This is a genomic window from Nitrospira sp. T9, from assembly GCF_052156535.1.
In the GTDB taxonomy this organism is placed as follows: Bacteria; Nitrospirota; Nitrospiria; order Nitrospirales; family UBA8639; genus Nitrospira_E.
The window spans coordinates 155,535-170,889 of the sequence record NZ_JBQKUP010000042.1; the positions used below are offsets into that span (position 1 = coordinate 155,535).

General features: G+C 49.9%; 18 protein-coding genes. 2 read left to right on the plus strand and 16 right to left on the minus strand.

Translation table 11 applies throughout. The features are described 5' to 3' along the window. Nucleotides 1-22 precede the first annotated feature (22 nt). The 5 genes from dop to thiS all read right to left on the minus strand — a co-directional run bounded on the left by dop (nucleotide 23) and on the right by thiS (nucleotide 5,037). Nucleotides 23-1,501 carry a depupylase/deamidase Dop gene (gene dop, locus ACTRXD_RS20145; RefSeq protein ID WP_442433572.1) on the minus strand — a complete coding sequence of 493 codons (1,479 nt, stop codon included), beginning with the start codon at nucleotides 1,499-1,501 and terminating at the stop codon, nucleotides 23-25. 30 nt (nucleotides 1,502-1,531) lie between these two features. After that, nucleotides 1,532-3,214 (minus strand): proteasome ATPase, encoded by a 1,683-nt coding sequence (gene arc, locus ACTRXD_RS20150; protein WP_442433573.1) that lies wholly within the window; start codon nucleotides 3,212-3,214, stop codon nucleotides 1,532-1,534. Nucleotides 3,215-3,410: 196 nt separating this feature from the next. After that, nucleotides 3,411-4,037 (minus strand): thiamine phosphate synthase, encoded by a 627-nt coding sequence (gene thiE, locus ACTRXD_RS20155; protein ID WP_442433574.1) that lies wholly within the window; start codon nucleotides 4,035-4,037, stop codon nucleotides 3,411-3,413. A 9-nt stretch (nucleotides 4,038-4,046) separates the two neighbouring features. Beyond that, nucleotides 4,047-4,820 carry a thiazole synthase gene (locus tag ACTRXD_RS20160; RefSeq protein WP_312741225.1) on the minus strand — a complete coding sequence of 258 codons (774 nt, stop codon included), beginning with the start codon at nucleotides 4,818-4,820 and terminating at the stop codon, nucleotides 4,047-4,049. Between the two features lie 19 nt (nucleotides 4,821-4,839). Then, nucleotides 4,840-5,037, minus strand: coding sequence for a sulfur carrier protein ThiS (gene thiS, locus ACTRXD_RS20165; protein WP_442433575.1), 198 nt, complete (start codon nucleotides 5,035-5,037; stop codon nucleotides 4,840-4,842). 221 nt (nucleotides 5,038-5,258) lie between these two features. Here thiS and ACTRXD_RS20170 point away from each other — a divergent pair, with 221 nt between their 5' ends. Together ACTRXD_RS20170 and ACTRXD_RS20175 are read left to right on the plus strand one after the other, a co-directional pair. Then, complete coding sequence (locus ACTRXD_RS20170) at nucleotides 5,259-5,771, plus strand: histidinol-phosphatase (protein WP_442433576.1); 513 nt, start codon at nucleotides 5,259-5,261, stop codon at nucleotides 5,769-5,771. 123 nt (nucleotides 5,772-5,894) lie between these two features. Beyond that, complete coding sequence (locus ACTRXD_RS20175) at nucleotides 5,895-6,131, plus strand: Lrp/AsnC family transcriptional regulator (RefSeq protein ID WP_442433577.1); 237 nt, start codon at nucleotides 5,895-5,897, stop codon at nucleotides 6,129-6,131. A gap of 27 nt (nucleotides 6,132-6,158) precedes the next feature. On the opposite strand, the gene ACTRXD_RS20180 is transcribed toward ACTRXD_RS20175, so the two are convergent. The 11 genes from ACTRXD_RS20180 to ffh all read right to left on the minus strand — a co-directional run bounded on the left by ACTRXD_RS20180 (nucleotide 6,159) and on the right by ffh (nucleotide 15,040). Continuing rightward, a complete protein-coding gene (locus ACTRXD_RS20180; protein WP_442433578.1) occupies nucleotides 6,159-7,472 on the minus strand; it encodes a S41 family peptidase in 1,314 nt (437 codons plus the stop codon). A 27-nt stretch (nucleotides 7,473-7,499) separates the two neighbouring features. Further along, nucleotides 7,500-8,744, minus strand: a complete 1,245-nt coding sequence (locus ACTRXD_RS20185) for a murein hydrolase activator EnvC family protein (protein ID WP_442433579.1) — start codon at nucleotides 8,742-8,744, stop codon at nucleotides 7,500-7,502. Then, entirely contained in the window at nucleotides 8,693-9,592 is a 900-nt protein-coding gene (locus ACTRXD_RS20190) for a cell division protein FtsX (protein WP_312741210.1), read from the minus strand. The genes ACTRXD_RS20185 and ACTRXD_RS20190 overlap by 52 nt, the downstream gene beginning before the upstream one ends. Then, nucleotides 9,589-10,257, minus strand: coding sequence for a cell division ATP-binding protein FtsE (gene ftsE / locus ACTRXD_RS20195; RefSeq protein WP_312643977.1), 669 nt, complete (start codon nucleotides 10,255-10,257; stop codon nucleotides 9,589-9,591). Before ftsE ends, ACTRXD_RS20190 begins: the two co-directional genes overlap by 4 nt. A gap of 140 nt (nucleotides 10,258-10,397) precedes the next feature. Next, nucleotides 10,398-10,784 (minus strand): YraN family protein, encoded by a 387-nt coding sequence (locus tag ACTRXD_RS20200; RefSeq protein ID WP_442433580.1) that lies wholly within the window; start codon nucleotides 10,782-10,784, stop codon nucleotides 10,398-10,400. Then, entirely contained in the window at nucleotides 10,781-11,434 is a 654-nt protein-coding gene (locus ACTRXD_RS20205) for a ribonuclease HII (protein WP_442433581.1), read from the minus strand. The genes ACTRXD_RS20200 and ACTRXD_RS20205 overlap by 4 nt, the downstream gene beginning before the upstream one ends. Nucleotides 11,435-11,459: 25 nt before the next feature. Beyond that, nucleotides 11,460-11,918, minus strand: coding sequence for a 50S ribosomal protein L19 (gene rplS, locus ACTRXD_RS20210; protein ID WP_312741201.1), 459 nt, complete (start codon nucleotides 11,916-11,918; stop codon nucleotides 11,460-11,462). A gap of 15 nt (nucleotides 11,919-11,933) precedes the next feature. Then, nucleotides 11,934-12,698 carry a tRNA (guanosine(37)-N1)-methyltransferase TrmD gene (gene trmD / locus ACTRXD_RS20215; protein ID WP_442433582.1) on the minus strand — a complete coding sequence of 255 codons (765 nt, stop codon included), beginning with the start codon at nucleotides 12,696-12,698 and terminating at the stop codon, nucleotides 11,934-11,936. Beyond that, complete coding sequence (rimM, locus tag ACTRXD_RS20220) at nucleotides 12,688-13,230, minus strand: ribosome maturation factor RimM (RefSeq protein ID WP_442433583.1); 543 nt, start codon at nucleotides 13,228-13,230, stop codon at nucleotides 12,688-12,690. The genes trmD and rimM overlap by 11 nt, the downstream gene beginning before the upstream one ends. A gap of 82 nt (nucleotides 13,231-13,312) precedes the next feature. Then, a complete protein-coding gene (gene rpsP / locus ACTRXD_RS20225; protein WP_312643964.1) occupies nucleotides 13,313-13,591 on the minus strand; it encodes a 30S ribosomal protein S16 in 279 nt (92 codons plus the stop codon). 60 nt (nucleotides 13,592-13,651) lie between these two features. Next, the gene (gene ffh, locus ACTRXD_RS20230; RefSeq protein ID WP_442433584.1) at nucleotides 13,652-15,040 is read right to left on the minus strand and encodes a signal recognition particle protein; all 1,389 of its coding nucleotides are present in this window, start codon (nucleotides 15,038-15,040) and stop codon (nucleotides 13,652-13,654) included. Nucleotides 15,041-15,355 lie beyond the last annotated feature (315 nt).

A 15,355-nucleotide genomic window follows, 5' to 3' on the forward strand; every position in this document is an offset into this window, starting at 1 on the left:
CCGACTGGGTTCCCTGTTTCATTCAGGACTTCACGAGTCGGGATAATAACTGATCCACGGAGGTAATGTCCCTAAACAATTCTTGCGTGAGCTGTTGGGTGCCTCGATAAGGATCCATCAGTGGGATACGCTTAATGGTAGAGTCTCCGGTTTGAAGGAGGACGGAAGTCCAACTCATGCCGTATACCTGGCCTGGCAGGTATTTTAAACATTGACCCCTGAAAAATGCCCGTGTGAAAGCCGGGGCAGTCTGTCGAGCACGTTCGATTTCCAGCTCGAGAGTCAAACGTTCAATTTGTCCCGTCCGCTCCAGGGTATAGTACAGCCCTTTGTCTGGTCGCACGTCGTGATACTGTAAATCCATCATGGCCACCCTAGGATCATTCCAGGAACAGTGTTTGCGATCCATATAGGATTGAATCAATGCATGTTTGGCGACCCAATCAACTTCTCGCCGAAGCTCAAAAGGATCCCGCTCCAAGGTATCCAAGGTGGATTCCCAGCGGACAAGCACCTCCTTGGTGATAGGGGAGACCTCTCTGGTTCGATAAAAGTCATGGGCTGCTTGCAGGAAGGCCCGCTGAATCGCGATAGCGGTGGTGTGTTGGCCATTGTTAAGCGGAAGCGAACTTTTCACAGTCAGATCTCGCGATACCGCCTTGATGGCCCTGACCGGATCGGTCAATTCAATATGTGGGAGGGGCCCTTGCTGCTCCAACATTTCCATGATAATGGCCGTCGTGCCGACTTTTAAGAAGGTTGATACCTCGGACATATTGGCATCACCCACGATGACGTGAAGACGTCGGTAGTCGGCTTGGTGGGCATGGGGTTCATCTCGGGTATTGATAATGGGACGGTTCACCATGGTATTGAGATCAAGCAGACATTCAAAAAAATCTGCCCGCTGCGAGATTTGATAGTGAATAGGATCGGTGCCGTTCTCGGCTCCCACTTTCCCTGCGCCACAAAAGATGGGGCGTGAAACAAAGAAAGGGAGTAGAACGTTGGCTACCTGCTCGAATGGAATCCGGCGGGACAAAATGTAATTTTCGTGGTAGCCGAAGCTGTTTCCTTTTCCGTCTGAGTTGTTGCGGTAAACCAGAAAATTTTCTTCTCCCATACTGTGGTTGAGTCGGGCCAAGCACTCAGCCACAATATAGTCCCCGGCACGTTCATAGGCCACCACTTCCCGGGGGTTGCTGCATTCGGGAGTGGAATATTCCGGGTGAGCTCCATCGACGTAAAGGCGACCGGCATTCGGCAATACTTTATTGAGTTGGCGATTATAGGTGGCGCTTGGTCGTTCGGGTTCGCCTTCGACCGGAAAACCACGTGCATCCCAAAAGGGATTTTCATTTTCGTAGTCCCATAGAGCCGTGGGAGCGGGGAGATGGGGACAGTGACTGATTAATCGAAGGGAATTCGCTACGGGATCAGGGTGATCTGGGGAGCGAGAAATAATCCCGAATTCAGTTTCCGTTCCAAGAATTCGCAGCAAGGAGGCCTCATGAGAAGCAGCTAGATATGATTAAAAATAATGACCAACGCTGATGGTTTCTATTTCTCGTGGCTCTGAATCCTCATCGGTGGTTAAGGTGCGCACATGAACGATTTTTTCGCCTTTTTTCCCTGCTATTTTTGCCCAATCATCGGGGTGAGTGGTATTTGGTAAGTCTTCCTGTTCCTTGAATTCTTCTCGAATGCCCCGCAGAAAGTCCTCGGATTTGAGACCTTTGACGTCGCCGGAGATTGCACGTTTGATGGCCAATTTTTTCGCACGGGAGACGACACTTTCGATTAATGCGCCACTGGCAAAATCTTTGAAGTACACGGTTTCTTTTTCACCATTGGCATAGGTGACTTCTAGGAATTGATTTTCCTCCGTCAACGCATACATTGCCTCGACCGTGGTTTCGATAAGGTGATTGATATACGTTGATCGATCTGATCCATGTTGGGTCAATTCAGATTCCGCAAGGGGTAAGTCTAAGTGGAGATATTTCCCAAGGATATCCTTTGCACTTTGTTTATCAGGCCTGGGAATCTTAATTTTGATATCCAAACGTCCCGGCCTCAAAACCGCCGGGTCAATGAGGTCTTGCCGGTTACTGGCACCGATGACGATAACGTCTCGAAGACTTTCTACTCCATCAATTTCAGATAAAAATTGGGGTACGATGGTCGATTCCATGTCCGAGGAAATTCCTGTCCCTCTTGTTCGGAATAACGCATCCATTTCATCAAAAAAGACGATGACCGGATTGCCGTGTGACGCCTTTTCTTTCGCTTTCGCAAACACTTCTCGAATTTGACGTTCGGATTCACCGACATATTTGTTCAATAACTCGGGTCCCTTGATGTGGAGGAAGTAACTGCGAACGTCCTTGCCTTTGAGGTGACCAAGTTTTTTCGCGATGGAGTTTGCGACCGCTTTGGCAATCAAGGTTTTTCCGCATCCCGGAGGTCCATACAGCAGAAGACCTTTGGGGGGTGATAAGCGGTGTTCAGCAAATAGCTCAGGGTAGAGAAAGGGCAGTTCCACGGCATCCTTCACCTGCTCCAGTTCTTTGGTTAGCCCACCGATTTGGTCGTACTGAATATCTGGGACTTCCTCGATGACGAGTTCTTCCATTTCACCTTTGGGAAGTTTTTCGATGAGGTATCCGGATCGTGGTTCAAAGAGGAGGTGGTCGCCGACACTCAAAGTCTGCTGTTTCAGCGAATCAGAGATTTCAACCACTCGCTCGTCGTCCAGGCGAAGGCTGACCACTGCTCGCCCATCGTCCAGGAGGTGTTTGAGATGGGCGATTTCGCCCTGCGGATCATACCCTCGCGATTCAATCACGTTCAGGCCTTCATTCAATATGACCTCTTGGCCTTTTTTAAGGGATTCTGGCGGGATAGAAGGATGAAGGTTGACCCGTAGCTTTCTGCCGCCAAGCGAGACATTCACGGTCCCGTCTGCGTTGGTGTTATAAAAGACGGCGAAAGTTGAAGGAGGCGCGGTGAGTTTATCGACTTCCTTTCGAAGGGCTTCGATTTGTGTTTTGGCCTCCTGCAAAGTAGAAACTAACTGTTCGTTTTTCTGCTGAGAAAGGTGCAGCTTCTGTCGAGAGTCATGCAGCTGCCGCATTTCGAGTTCCATGGACTCAATCTCGGTTCGTAACTTTTCAATTTCACGGATATGATCGTCTGTTTTTCGGATACCCATAATTAGATCCTACCTGATTCAAGGTTTCAACGAAACCGAAGGGCACATCTCGCTTTCAAAAAATCTCCCTCCCTGTCAGTATATTAAGTGGTAAAAGGGAAATCTGCATGCTCCTTGTCTGAAAAGATCTTACCACCCAAAAAAAATTAGGGTCAACCAAACACCCGCATTGTGACGGCTAAAATAAGTTGACAATTCAGGACAATCGTGCCAACAGTTCACGGGTGGTGTCTGGAATGGAAGGCGATTGAAGAATAGAGGAAATGACGGCCACACCGTAAGCCCCTGCTGATAAGACGTCAGGAATTCTGATAGGAATGATTCCCCCGATGGCATAGATGGGCAAGTGGAGGAATCGGCTGGTTTCCTGAAGAATCTGTATTCCTAAGGGTGGTCCATACGCTCGCTTTGAAGGCGTATCAAAAATGGGACCTAGCACGATGAAGTCGGCGCCTTCCCCTTCCGCCACTCGGGCTTCTTCGACGGAATGTGTTGAGACGCCGATGAGATGTCCCGTCCCTAACAGGCCACGGGCCACGGAAACGGGAAGACTATCTGTCCGAAGATGTACGCCGTCGGCTCCCAGGGCAAGGACCAAGTCGATACGATCATTCAATAAGATGGTTCCCTGGTGGTGCTTGATGAGAGGGCCGAGCTGCCGACAGAGGGAAGTCAATTCTCGAGTCGTAAGATCTTTTTCCCGGATTTGTACCATCCGGACTCCGGCGTCTACCGCTTCGGTTATCACGGAAGAGAGGGAACGGTGAAGGGTTTGATGGCGGTCGGTCAGAAGGTAGAGTCTGGGAAGAATGCGCGAGGACATTCCTAGGTGTTACAACATTCCCTCGATAGGGCTACTGGCAGTCGCATATAACTTCCTGGGAATTCTCCCAGCCTTGTAAGCCAAGCGTCCGGCGTCAACGGCATACCGCATGGCCGTGGCCATCATCAACGGATCCTTGGCTCCGGCAATAGCCGTGTTCATTAATACGGCATCAGCTCCGTATTCCATGGCCAGGGCTGCGTCAGAAGCGGTTCCAACTCCGGCGTCTACGATGACCGGGACATTGACCGTTTCCATGATGATTTTAAGATTATACGGATTGCGAATACCAAGCCCGGAACCGATCGGTGCTGCGAGTGGCATGACGGCAGGGCAGCCAATATCGACTAACTTTTTGGCGACAATAGGGTCGTCATTCGTATATGGCAATACGACAAAACCTTCGGCAATCAAAATTTTTGCTGCTTCAATGAGTCCTGCTGTATCAGGAAATAGTGTGCGTTCATCTCCGATGACTTCCAATTTCACCAAATCTGAAACGCCCGCAGCGCGGGCCAGTCGAGAATAACGAACGGCATCTTCGACGGTATAACATCCCGCCGTATTGGGTAAAATGGTGTATTTCTTCGGATCGAGATAGTCCAGTAAATTTTCTGATTTGTTATCGGTAATATTGACGCGGCGAACGGCAACCGTCACCACATCAGCCCCGGAAGCCTCAATCGCTTTTCGGGTTTCTTCAAAGTTTTGATACTTTCCTGTTCCAACCCAGAGTCGAGAGTGGAATGTTCGCCCGGCAATGATTAACGGATCCTGATTCATCTCTTCCCCTTCAATTTCCTCATGTGGGAGAGCCGCCTCCAATAAAACTTAAAATTTCAACCTTGTCCCCATCGTGGAGATTCCAGTTGAGGAATTCTCCGCGGTCCAAAATTTTAAGGTTGATTTCTACTGCGACCTGTTCGGAACGGAGGTGAAGCGTCTCTAGAAGCTGTGCGACCGTCAAAGGTTCCTCGGCCTCGCGGTGTTCTCCATTCACGACGATTTTCATGCGTATAGATAAGAACGCAATGGCCAGTGTATTCTGGCCATGCAGGAGTTCATCCTACGGGACTTGAGAAATTCTTGTCAATGAAATGCCTTGGAGTGAGAAAGGATGAAAATGGTTCTGTTGAGCCAACGAAGGCGTATCATTATGACCTGGTTTTATCGATCACATCTGACATAAAATGATCTTGGCACACAGTGGATCCTTGAGTTGTGAGGAAGCAAGCTTGTCCCGCTGAAGCGATCGTCATGGAGAAAAACATCAACCAGGATCTCATGGCTTTGTTCGTGTCGATGGCAGGATTGTTGGCATCCAGAGGTGAAAATCCCTACAAGGTCAAAGCCTATCGCCGGGCTGCTGATTCACTGAAGAGTCTCCAAGAGGATGTGACAGAGTTGGCAAATCGTGGTGAACTTCAAACGATTCCCGGCGTCGGCAAGGAATTATCCATAAAAATTCGGGAATTTCTCTCTACGGGTCGTGTCCGTGCGTATGAAGAATTAAAAACTCCTCTCCCGGATTCAGTCCTGGAATGGGTGGAGCTGCCAGGATTTTCAGAACCGATTGTCCACGATCTGGTTTTTCGATTGGGCATCACAACTTGGGAAGATCTGGAAGCCTTGGCCCAGTCGCATTTACTGCAAACTCTTCCAGGTCTAGGGGATCGGGGTGAGGAAATCTTAACGGAGATCCAAGCAAAGCGAGCAGCTTGTCAGGAGCCATAAATTAAAGAAGGTAAGTGGAAGAGTTTCTCCCATGGTTTCCGACGGACGCAGTCCCCATCGCCATGAAAAAGGAAAAGGGTATGGAAACATACCAGGCATTCACCTCAGCAGGATGGTTAAGTAATGGCAATTTCGGCATTTGTTTTGATTGACACGACAGGCACTCACACCAAGAGTGCATATAAAACACTCACACGCATTCAAGGTGTGAAATCTGTCTATCCGGTGACAGGTCCGTTTGATTTAATTGCCCATGTAGAAGCCGAAACATTAGAGGAGCTAAACGACCTCATTATGGTTCGTCTTCGCGGTATTGATGGCGTTATTAAAACCAACACGGCAATTGTTCTCGACTTCTAAATTCTTCCACGTCTTTTGCCGGCCGCGTTATGCGGCCGGTTTCAACTGTTTAAAGACTTTCCATGATTTCAACATTTCTACTGCCTTCAGTAACTGAAGGTCCTCGGGGGGAATGGGTTGGGGCTGGTCCTTGTCCTGGGGGTCCGTGGAGGTTGGAGGTTTGGCAGGAGAAGGTACAGGGGAGCCCACAGTGCTCTCGTCTTTTTTCCCTTCGGAAGGTTCCTGTTTGGCCACCTGAACGGGTTTCGGATCAATGACAATGTCGGGTTGCACCCCAATAGAATGAATCGACTTGCCGTTTGGCGTAAAGTATTTCGCTGTGGTCAGACGAAGGCCTGACCCATCGGAGAGGGGGAGAATGGTTTGCACCGACCCCTTTCCAAAAGTTGTGGTCCCAATAACGACGGCTTTCCCCCAATCCTGCATGGCTGCAGCCACGATTTCCGATGCGCTGGCAGAGCCGTGGTTGACCAACACAATCATAGGAAATTGATAGTTCTTACTACTTGCCCGTGCGCGATATTCATCCTTTTTGCCGTTGCGTCCTTGTATCGAGACCACGAGCCGGCCGGATTCCAGGAATTGTTCGGAGACTCCTACGGCAGCCGTCAACAGCCCACCGGGATTATTTCGAAGATCCAGAATTAAACCCTGAATATTTTTGGAAGCTAATTTTTCCAATTCCCCTGAGAGATCGTCGACTGTCGCCTCTTGAAATTGGCTCAAACGAACATATCCAAGATTGCCCTCCAGCAGCTTGGAGCGAACGCTTTGAATTTTAATGATATCGCGTTTGAGGGTAAAGATCAGTGGTTTTTCCAGTCCCTCACGCTCTATGGTCAATTCCACAGAAGTTCCTCGTGCCCCGCGCATGTGCTGAACGGCCTCCATGAGGGTGAGATCTTTTGTTGGTTTGTCGTCAACTTTGATAATGGTGTCACCGGGTTGGATGCCGGCTTCAAAGGCCGGCGTATCCTCAATAGGAGAGATCACGGTCAGGCGATTGTTTTTTACGCCGATTTGAATGCCAAGTCCTCCGAATTCTCCCTTCGTTTCAACTTGCATTTCTTTGAACATATCAGGAGTCATAAAAGAAGAATGTGGATCGAGTCCGGCCAGCATGCCTCGTAGGGCACCCTGGACAAGATCTTTGGTTTGCGTTTCCTCCACATAATTCTTTTTGACTTGCGAAAGCACTTCAGCGAAGATTTGCAATTCCTCGTAGGGTTCGCCGGCATACCCCGCCCGGTCTCCTCCTTTTCCGATGACAATCCCCACCAAAAGTATGGCGGTTAAGGTCAAACCAGAAATCACTACCGTCGACAATCGTTCATGTGACATGAGGTGTTCCTTCTTCCAGGTGTTCAATTAAGGCTGTTTTACCAGCCATTTCAGGGGATCAATGGGGGTGGTGCCTTTACGTAATTCAAAATAAAGCGTGTCTTCTTGCGTGACGCCAGTTTCACCAGTTTCACCAATGACTTGCCCGTTTTTGACCGATTGGCCTTCAGCCACTAAGAGCTTTGAGGCATGGGCGTAGAGAGAGTAAAAGCCATTGGCATGGTCGACAATGACGACCAGGCCGTATCCCTTAAGCCAGTCGGCATAGACGACGTTTCCCGATGAAACTGCCCGAATCGGACTCCCTTCCTTCGCGCTGATTTCTATGCCCTTTTTTGTCACAAATGTATCAAAAGTGGGATGTTTTTGCCGACCAAAATTTGAAACCACTTTTCCTTCAACGGGCCAGAGGAGAGATCCAAGGGATGGGACAGCTCCAGGTGGTTGGCGCATCCGGGATTGAGCCAATTTGAAACGTTGGTCCAATTCTTTGAGAAGGCTATCCACCTGTTCAGCTGATCGCTGAAGGTCTTCAACCATCCGTTCATGTGCGTCCTTTTCTTTGGAGAGATTGACCAGGACAGAGCGTTTTTGACGTTTGAGCCCTGAGACTTTTTTGATGGTCTGTTGGGTTTCTCCCTGGAAGCGAAGGAGATCCTCGCGGGCTGCCGTCTGTTTTTCCTTGAGCTGTTGGAAATTCGAAAGGTCTTCTTGAAACTGTCGGACAAGCTGATGTTCCCGTTGGGCAACCCATGAAAGATAATCCATCCGGTGTGAGGCCTCGGTGAATGATTCAGCCGCGAAGAGAGTTTTCAAATAGCCTGTGCGTCCCTCCATGTATAATAACCGAAGTCTGGCGGAAATGGAGGATTGCCGGGTTTGAACGTCCCGCTCAACTTCCCCAATCTTTGTGCTCAGACTCGCCAATTCCTCGTCTGTTACTTTGATCTGGTCATTTATGCGATTGCGTTCTTTCTTCTGCTCATAGAGCTGGCGATCCAATTTATCAATTGTTTTCAAAACCGACCCATGCTTTTTCTCGATCCGTTTGGTTTTTTTTTGGGTTTCGGCAATTTCCTGATTGAGCTTTTCCAACCGCAGGCGTTCCTGACTGATTTCATCTTTGATGGTGGATGGGTCAGCGCTCCAACCGGCTTGGACTAAGATTAGGAGCAGTCCGATGGGGAGCACTCCTGTGTGGAAAAATAGGTTAATTCGCGTCATAGCCGAAATCGCAACGAGCCATAAATGGTAGTCAGTGTTCCCAGGCATCCCAAGAGGATGCCTCCTGCCATCAAAATGAGTGATAGGGGAAGGGGGAAAAATTCTAAGGCGGAAGAAAATCCCCCGAACACGCTCATGCCTTGGGTTTTGTGCGTGAACAGTTCAAATCCCCCACGTAAGAATCCTAGGGCTATACCACCCCCGGCAGCCCCTAGGATGGCTCCCTCAATGAGATACGGAATGCTAATAAATAGACTCGTCGCCCCGATCAACCGTAATATTTCAATTTCCTGTTGTCTGGTGTGAAATGCCAGTTGCACGGTAATCGCAATGATGGTGACGGAGGCTAAGGCCAGGATGCTCCCAACGACTAACGCGCCGAACTCCATATAGGCGATGATGAGGGTCAGGCGTTCGATCCAATCTCGATTATACCGAACCCGATCGATATCGGGATGATGTTTGAGCCGGTTGACCAAGTTGGCAATCATATCGGTGGTTGGGGTTTTCGCGGCCATGGTTAATACCAATGATGCGGGAAACGGGCTTTCGCCAAGCCCTTCCAGGAGATAGACTTCCTCGGGAAATTGTTCTTTGAATTCCGTTAAGGCGTCTTGCTTCGAAATAAAGGTGAGGGAGTCCACCGCTGGATCCGTCTTGAGGCCCTGTTGTAAATCACGAAGTTTGCCGGATTCAATGCCATCCTTGGGATATACGATGATTTGAATCGTGTGTTGAACCTGACCCAACAGATTATGCACGTTGTGATACAGAAGGAGAAAGATGCCAAAGCTGGTCAGGGTGAACGCGGTGATGAGGATACCAATCAGCGTACTGGTCTGATGCGTGCGAAGGCTGGTATAGGCTTCACGGATAAAATACCAAAGCCGTTTCACGTATAGGCCCCTTGATCAGACACGAGATGTCCGCAATCCAGCCTGAGGATTCTTCCATTCAATTGCTCCACCACTTGTCGATTGTGGGTTGCCATCATGACGGTTGTTCCCCTGGTATTGATGGCTTTAAATAATGCCGCAATTTCGGTGGTTAGTTGGGGGTCTAAATTTCCCGTTGGTTCGTCGGCTAAAAGTATGATGGGACTGTTCACAATCGCCCTGGCGATACACACGCGTTGCTGCTCTCCAGCGGACAGCACGGAGGCAATGGTGCTGAGCTTATGGTCCATGCCAACCGCGCGAAGGGCTTCCAGGACCTTCCGTCGCGATTCGAACGATGATAATCCACGAATAATGAGTGGGAGAGCCACATTTTCGGAAACCGTTCGCTGCGGGAGCAACTTGAAATCCTGAAGAACATACCCCATGGTTCTCCGATGATAGGGGACATCGGATCCACCGAGTCTGGCAATGTTGCGATTTTGGACGAGGATTTGACCTTCATCAGGGTGTTCTGCTCCAAAAATAAGCTTGAGAAGGGTGGTTTTGCCGGCTCCGCTGGGTCCTGTGAGTAACACACATTCGCCTTTTTCGATTCGTAGGGAAATATCTGAAAGCGCAAGACAGCCATCGTAATATTTGGTGACGTGAAATAATTGAATCATGCTATCTTATGGCCTGGACCTTGAAATGGTTTATTGTCTAGATAAAACGGAACCATGGTTCCTGGGTGAGAGTACCCGGGAAGAGCTGCCGACCGTTCACCTTCAGACATTGGACTCATGCAGAGGCCAACCTCTTTAATTTACCATTGCCAGTCGGAGCTGGAAACCTCAAAAGCCTGTTCCAGGTGAGTTAATTTCGGAGTACCCTGGGTGATTCCCGCGATCAGGATAACATCAAACCGGCAAACTTGGTTGCTGAGGCCCTTTTGAGAAAGGTAATACGACGCCAATTTAATGATTTGGCGTTTTTTGCGCGCATCGATGGCATAGGGAGCGCCGCCGAATTGATCAGTGCGTCGTCCCTTGACCTCAATAAACACCAGGGTATCATGGTGTTGTGCAATGAGATCCAATTCTCCACCTCCTACCCGCAGATTTCGCTCAAGAATCCGATAGCCCTTTTTCCGGAGCCATTCCTCTGCAAACTCCTCTGCTGATCGCCCAAACTGGTGAGAAGGCGTGGTCATGCGTGCGAGGGCACATTCAGGCAGGCTTGGACAGGTCCGAAGCTTCGTCGATGCCCGGGGCAAGGGCCGAACTGCTGTAATCGTCTGAGATGTTCCGGTGTGGGATATCCTTTATGGAGATGAAATTGATACTGAGGAAACTGTTTGTGATAGGAGGTCATCATGCGGTCTCGTGCTACTTTGGCCAGAATAGATGCGGCGGCAATAGACCGTGAAAGTTGGTCGCCTTTGATAACCGGTCGTTGAGGGACAGAAACCCTAGGAAGGTGCAAAGCATCAAGAAGGAGATAATCGGGTGGCGTAGCCAGGTAGCTAAGAGCCCGGCAACCGGCTAATCGTGTGGCCCCCAGGATATTGAGTTCGTCAATCTCCTGTTCTGATGCCATGCCGATGGCCCAAGCGATGGCCCGGGAAGTGATGGCCTCATATAATACGTGGCGTTGCTGTTCAGTCAGGAGTTTGGAGTCGTCGAGAAGGACCGGTGACCACCGACGTGGAAGAATCACGATGGCGGCAACCACCGGCCCGGCCAAAGGACCTCGCCCAGCCTCATCCAGGCCTGCAATGCGCCGGTATCCAAGGGCTCGGGCCGCTTGTTCAAAAAAATCTGTCGGACCCGTACCCATCCATGAGGGAGAGTCGGTGTGCAATGAAAGGTGAGCCCTTTCTTCTGCGTTATTCCGCTACTTCCGTGGGTTCCGATTCACCGGATTCAGGGACCTCGACTGCCGCCGCAGCGTTTTTCACCGTTTTTGGTGTGCGCGAAAACTCCCGTTCGGAGATTTTAGCAGCTTTGCCTTTTTTGTCTCGAAGGTAATACAACTTCGCCCGCCGCACTTGACCTTTTCTGATGACTTCGATGCCTGCCAGATTAGGAGAGTGAAGGGGGAAAATTCGCTCGACTCCGACTCCAAAGGAAATCTTTCGAACGGTAAAATTCTCGCATACCTTTCGGCCCTTTCGAGCGATCACGAGTCCTTCAAACACCTGAATGCGTTCTTTGGCCTCTTCCTTCTTTTTCCCGTATTGTCGTTCTTCGACCACGCGCACTTTAACTCTGACGGTGTCACCTATTTCAAAAAACGGCACGGTTCCCTGTGCCAACGATTGCTCTAAACGCTCTAACAGATTCATGAGAGTCTCCCTCCTTCAAGGTCTCGTCGTACGACCGGACGTCGAGGTATAGTTGTGTTCAATCTCTTCCAATAACTCACGATCTTCACTACTCCAAGTATGATGATTTAACAAATCCGGCCGTTTCAGCAGCGTTTGGCGCAAGGATTCTTTTCGACGCCAACGGCGAATGCCTTCATGGTTGCCGGACATTAAAATGTCGGGAACCGACATGCCTCGAATTTCAACGGGTTTCGTGAAATGAGGATAGTCTAATAGGGATTCCACAAAGGACTCTCGTTGAGCAGAATGTGGATCCCCTAATACTCCGGGTATGAGACGCATGGCCGCATCGATCATCACGAGTGCCGCCAATTCACCACCTGTCAGCACATAATCCCCAAGGGAGAATTCTTCAACCCGCAAATGTGTTCGCACCCGTTCGTCAATTCCCTCATAGTGCCCACAAATAAATAACAAAGGGCGAGTATCCTGGCTCAGGTCATTCGCAAGTCCATGGGAAAACCGGATGCCCTGTGGAGAGGGGATGATGATGCGGATGTCATTGAGGTCCGGTGTTATTCGATCAATGGCTTGAAAAATCGGTTCGGCCTTCATGACCATCCCGCCGCCACCTCCGTACGGCGTATCATCTGCCGTCCGATGTGGATCATGGGTATAGTCTCGAATGTTGTGGACATTGAGTGTGAGCAGGCCCTTATCCTGGGCGCGTTTCATGATGCTCTGTGAGCTCACAGAGTGAATCAATTCCGGAAACAATGTCAAAATGTCACAACGCATACGTGGCATCCCACCATTCACGTGAGGTTAACCGCAAAACCTTATGGGGAAGGTCTACCAGGGCAATGGTTCGCCGACTGGCAGGGACCAGAATTTCACAATCCTCATTTCGAATCACAAACACATGATGTTGGGGATATTCCAGCACTTCTTCTAATGTTCCTACGGGATGTCCCTCGGCATCTTCAACCCTGAGCCCGATTAATTCAAACTGATAAAACGTATCCGTGTCCCTGGGAAGGTCCTGGTTCTCTGGAATCTTGATCCAGGCCCCTCGGTACAACGCAGCGGTTTCCGGTGTGGAAAACGCTGAAAGTCCCAAAATCACCCCCTGGTTGACCTGCCGAACCGAGGTCACCAGGGTTTCCAGAATCCTTCCATCTGGAAGGGCCAGTGTCACCGTCTCCAATCCCTCAAATCGCCCGGGAACATCCGACAGCGATTCAATACGGACTTCCCCATGGACGCCGAACGGCTTGAGAATCCGGCCAATGGTTACCATGGGAGACCGGGATAGCTCAGGAGCATCCATAATTTAGCCATTAGTACGGTGGCATCCCAAAATGCAGGATACAACAGGGCAACACCTCTCCCATTACCCTGACATGCCGAGATTATTTGGCGGGGGCTTGTTTGGATTCCCGAAAGGCCTTCAAGATACCGGTTTGTCGTAATAACCCCCTGACGGAATCAGTGGGCTGAGCCCCATTTTGAAGCCAATTCAACACCCGATCTTCTTTAAACGACGCCTTATCGCTTGCCTTGAGGGGGTCATAGGTCCCAATGACCTCAAGGAATCGACCGTCCCGCGGCATGCGGGCATCGGCTGCCACTACTCGATAAAATGGTCGTTTATGCCGGCCCACACGTGTAAGTCGCAAATGTACTGCCACTGGCAATCTCCTCTATCGTGAATATGAATGAATGAAAAAGCTCAAGAAGACTTCATTTTTTTACCGGGCATGAATAGCCCGGCGGATGAGCTTCCCGCGCTTTTTTCCTTTTCCCATCCCCATTTGCCCTCCGACCAGGGACTTCATCATGCGTCGGGCATCCAAAAATTGCTTAATGAGCCGATTGACCTCTGGAACGGATGTTCCGCTACCTTTGGCCACCCTCTTTTTTCGATTTCCATTTAAAATCGTATGATCCCGTCTTTCGCGCGGAGTCATCGAATCGATAATCGCCACCACCCGTTTCATTTCTTTTTCGGGTACCTGAGCATTCCCGGCAGCGCCGGAACCCATCATCGTTTTAATTTTTTGCCCGCCCGGGAGCATGTCTAAAATCTGATCGAACGACCCTAATTTATTCACCTGTTTGATTTGATCACGAAAATCTTCCAACGTCAGGGTATTACTCGAAACCTTTTTTTGCAATGCGACCGCTTGTTCCTCCGAAAAGTTCTCTTGGGCTTTCTCAATCAAGGTCAGCACATCACCCATACCGAGAATACGGGAGGCCATCCGGTCTGGGTAAAAGGGCTCTAACGCATCCAGCTTTTCCCCGATTCCTAGGAATTTAATGGGTTGGCCTGTCGCTGCACGGATCGAGAGCACCGCTCCGCCACGGGCATCGCCCTCGACCTTCGTTAAAATGACGCCAGTGAGACCCAGTGTCTGATTAAAGCGTTCGGCGACAGCAACTGCTTCCTGACCGGTCATGGAGTCGGCGATTAGCAAAACTTCCTGTGGCTTAACTCCTGTTTGGATATCGACTAATTCCTGCATCAATTCTTCATCGATTTGCAGTCGACCGCCGGTATCTAAGAGCACTACATCGTAGCCGTGATCACGCCCTCGGGCGACTCCATCCCGACAGGTTTGAACGGCCTGGGCGCCAGGTTGCCCCTCGTTGGTCCCACGATGGACCGTAATATCAAGGTCAGTCCCGAGTGAGGTCAGCTGATCTCCTGCGGCAGGGCGACGGGGATCGGCCGCGACTAACAAGACCCGCTTGCCTTCAGTTTTAAAATAATGAGCGAGTTTCCCGGTGGTGGTGGTCTTGCCTGAGCCTTGCAATCCGACCATCATGATGACGGTAGGGGGCTGTGAAGAGAGATGAAGGGCACTTTGTTCATGGCCAAGAAGGTCCCGCAGCTCCTCCCAGACAACTTTTACCACTTGATGGGCAGGTGTGAGACTTTTCAGGACTTCCTGCCCGACGGCCTTTATCCGAACCTTCTCAATAAAGTCTTTAACAATTTTGAAATTGACGTCGGCTTCCAACAGCGCCAGACGCACCTCTTTTAGGGCATCGGTAATATTCTCTTCAGTCAGAACGGCCTGGCCGCGTAACTGCTTGAAAACTTTTTCGATTTTCTCTGTCAGCGTGGTAAACATGAAAAGGGATCCAATGGAAAATACACCATTTTAAGCAAACCCATGACAATAGTGAACAAACATCAGGCATGTCAAGTTGAGTGCCACCTTTTGGTTGGGCAAAAACGGGATGGGTATCCACCCGAAATCTTTTGGTTTCATGAACTTTGTGAAATCCCCGTGATGGGCGAGCAGGACCTATATCAAAATCAACTGGGGGCGGCAGGGATGAAGGAGGAGTAACAAGATAGGGTGGATCAGGCTGGCTCTCAAAGAGTCAGGCCGTTATCATGAACCGATACCTCCAACTAATTGAGTTTATCTTATTAGTGGCTC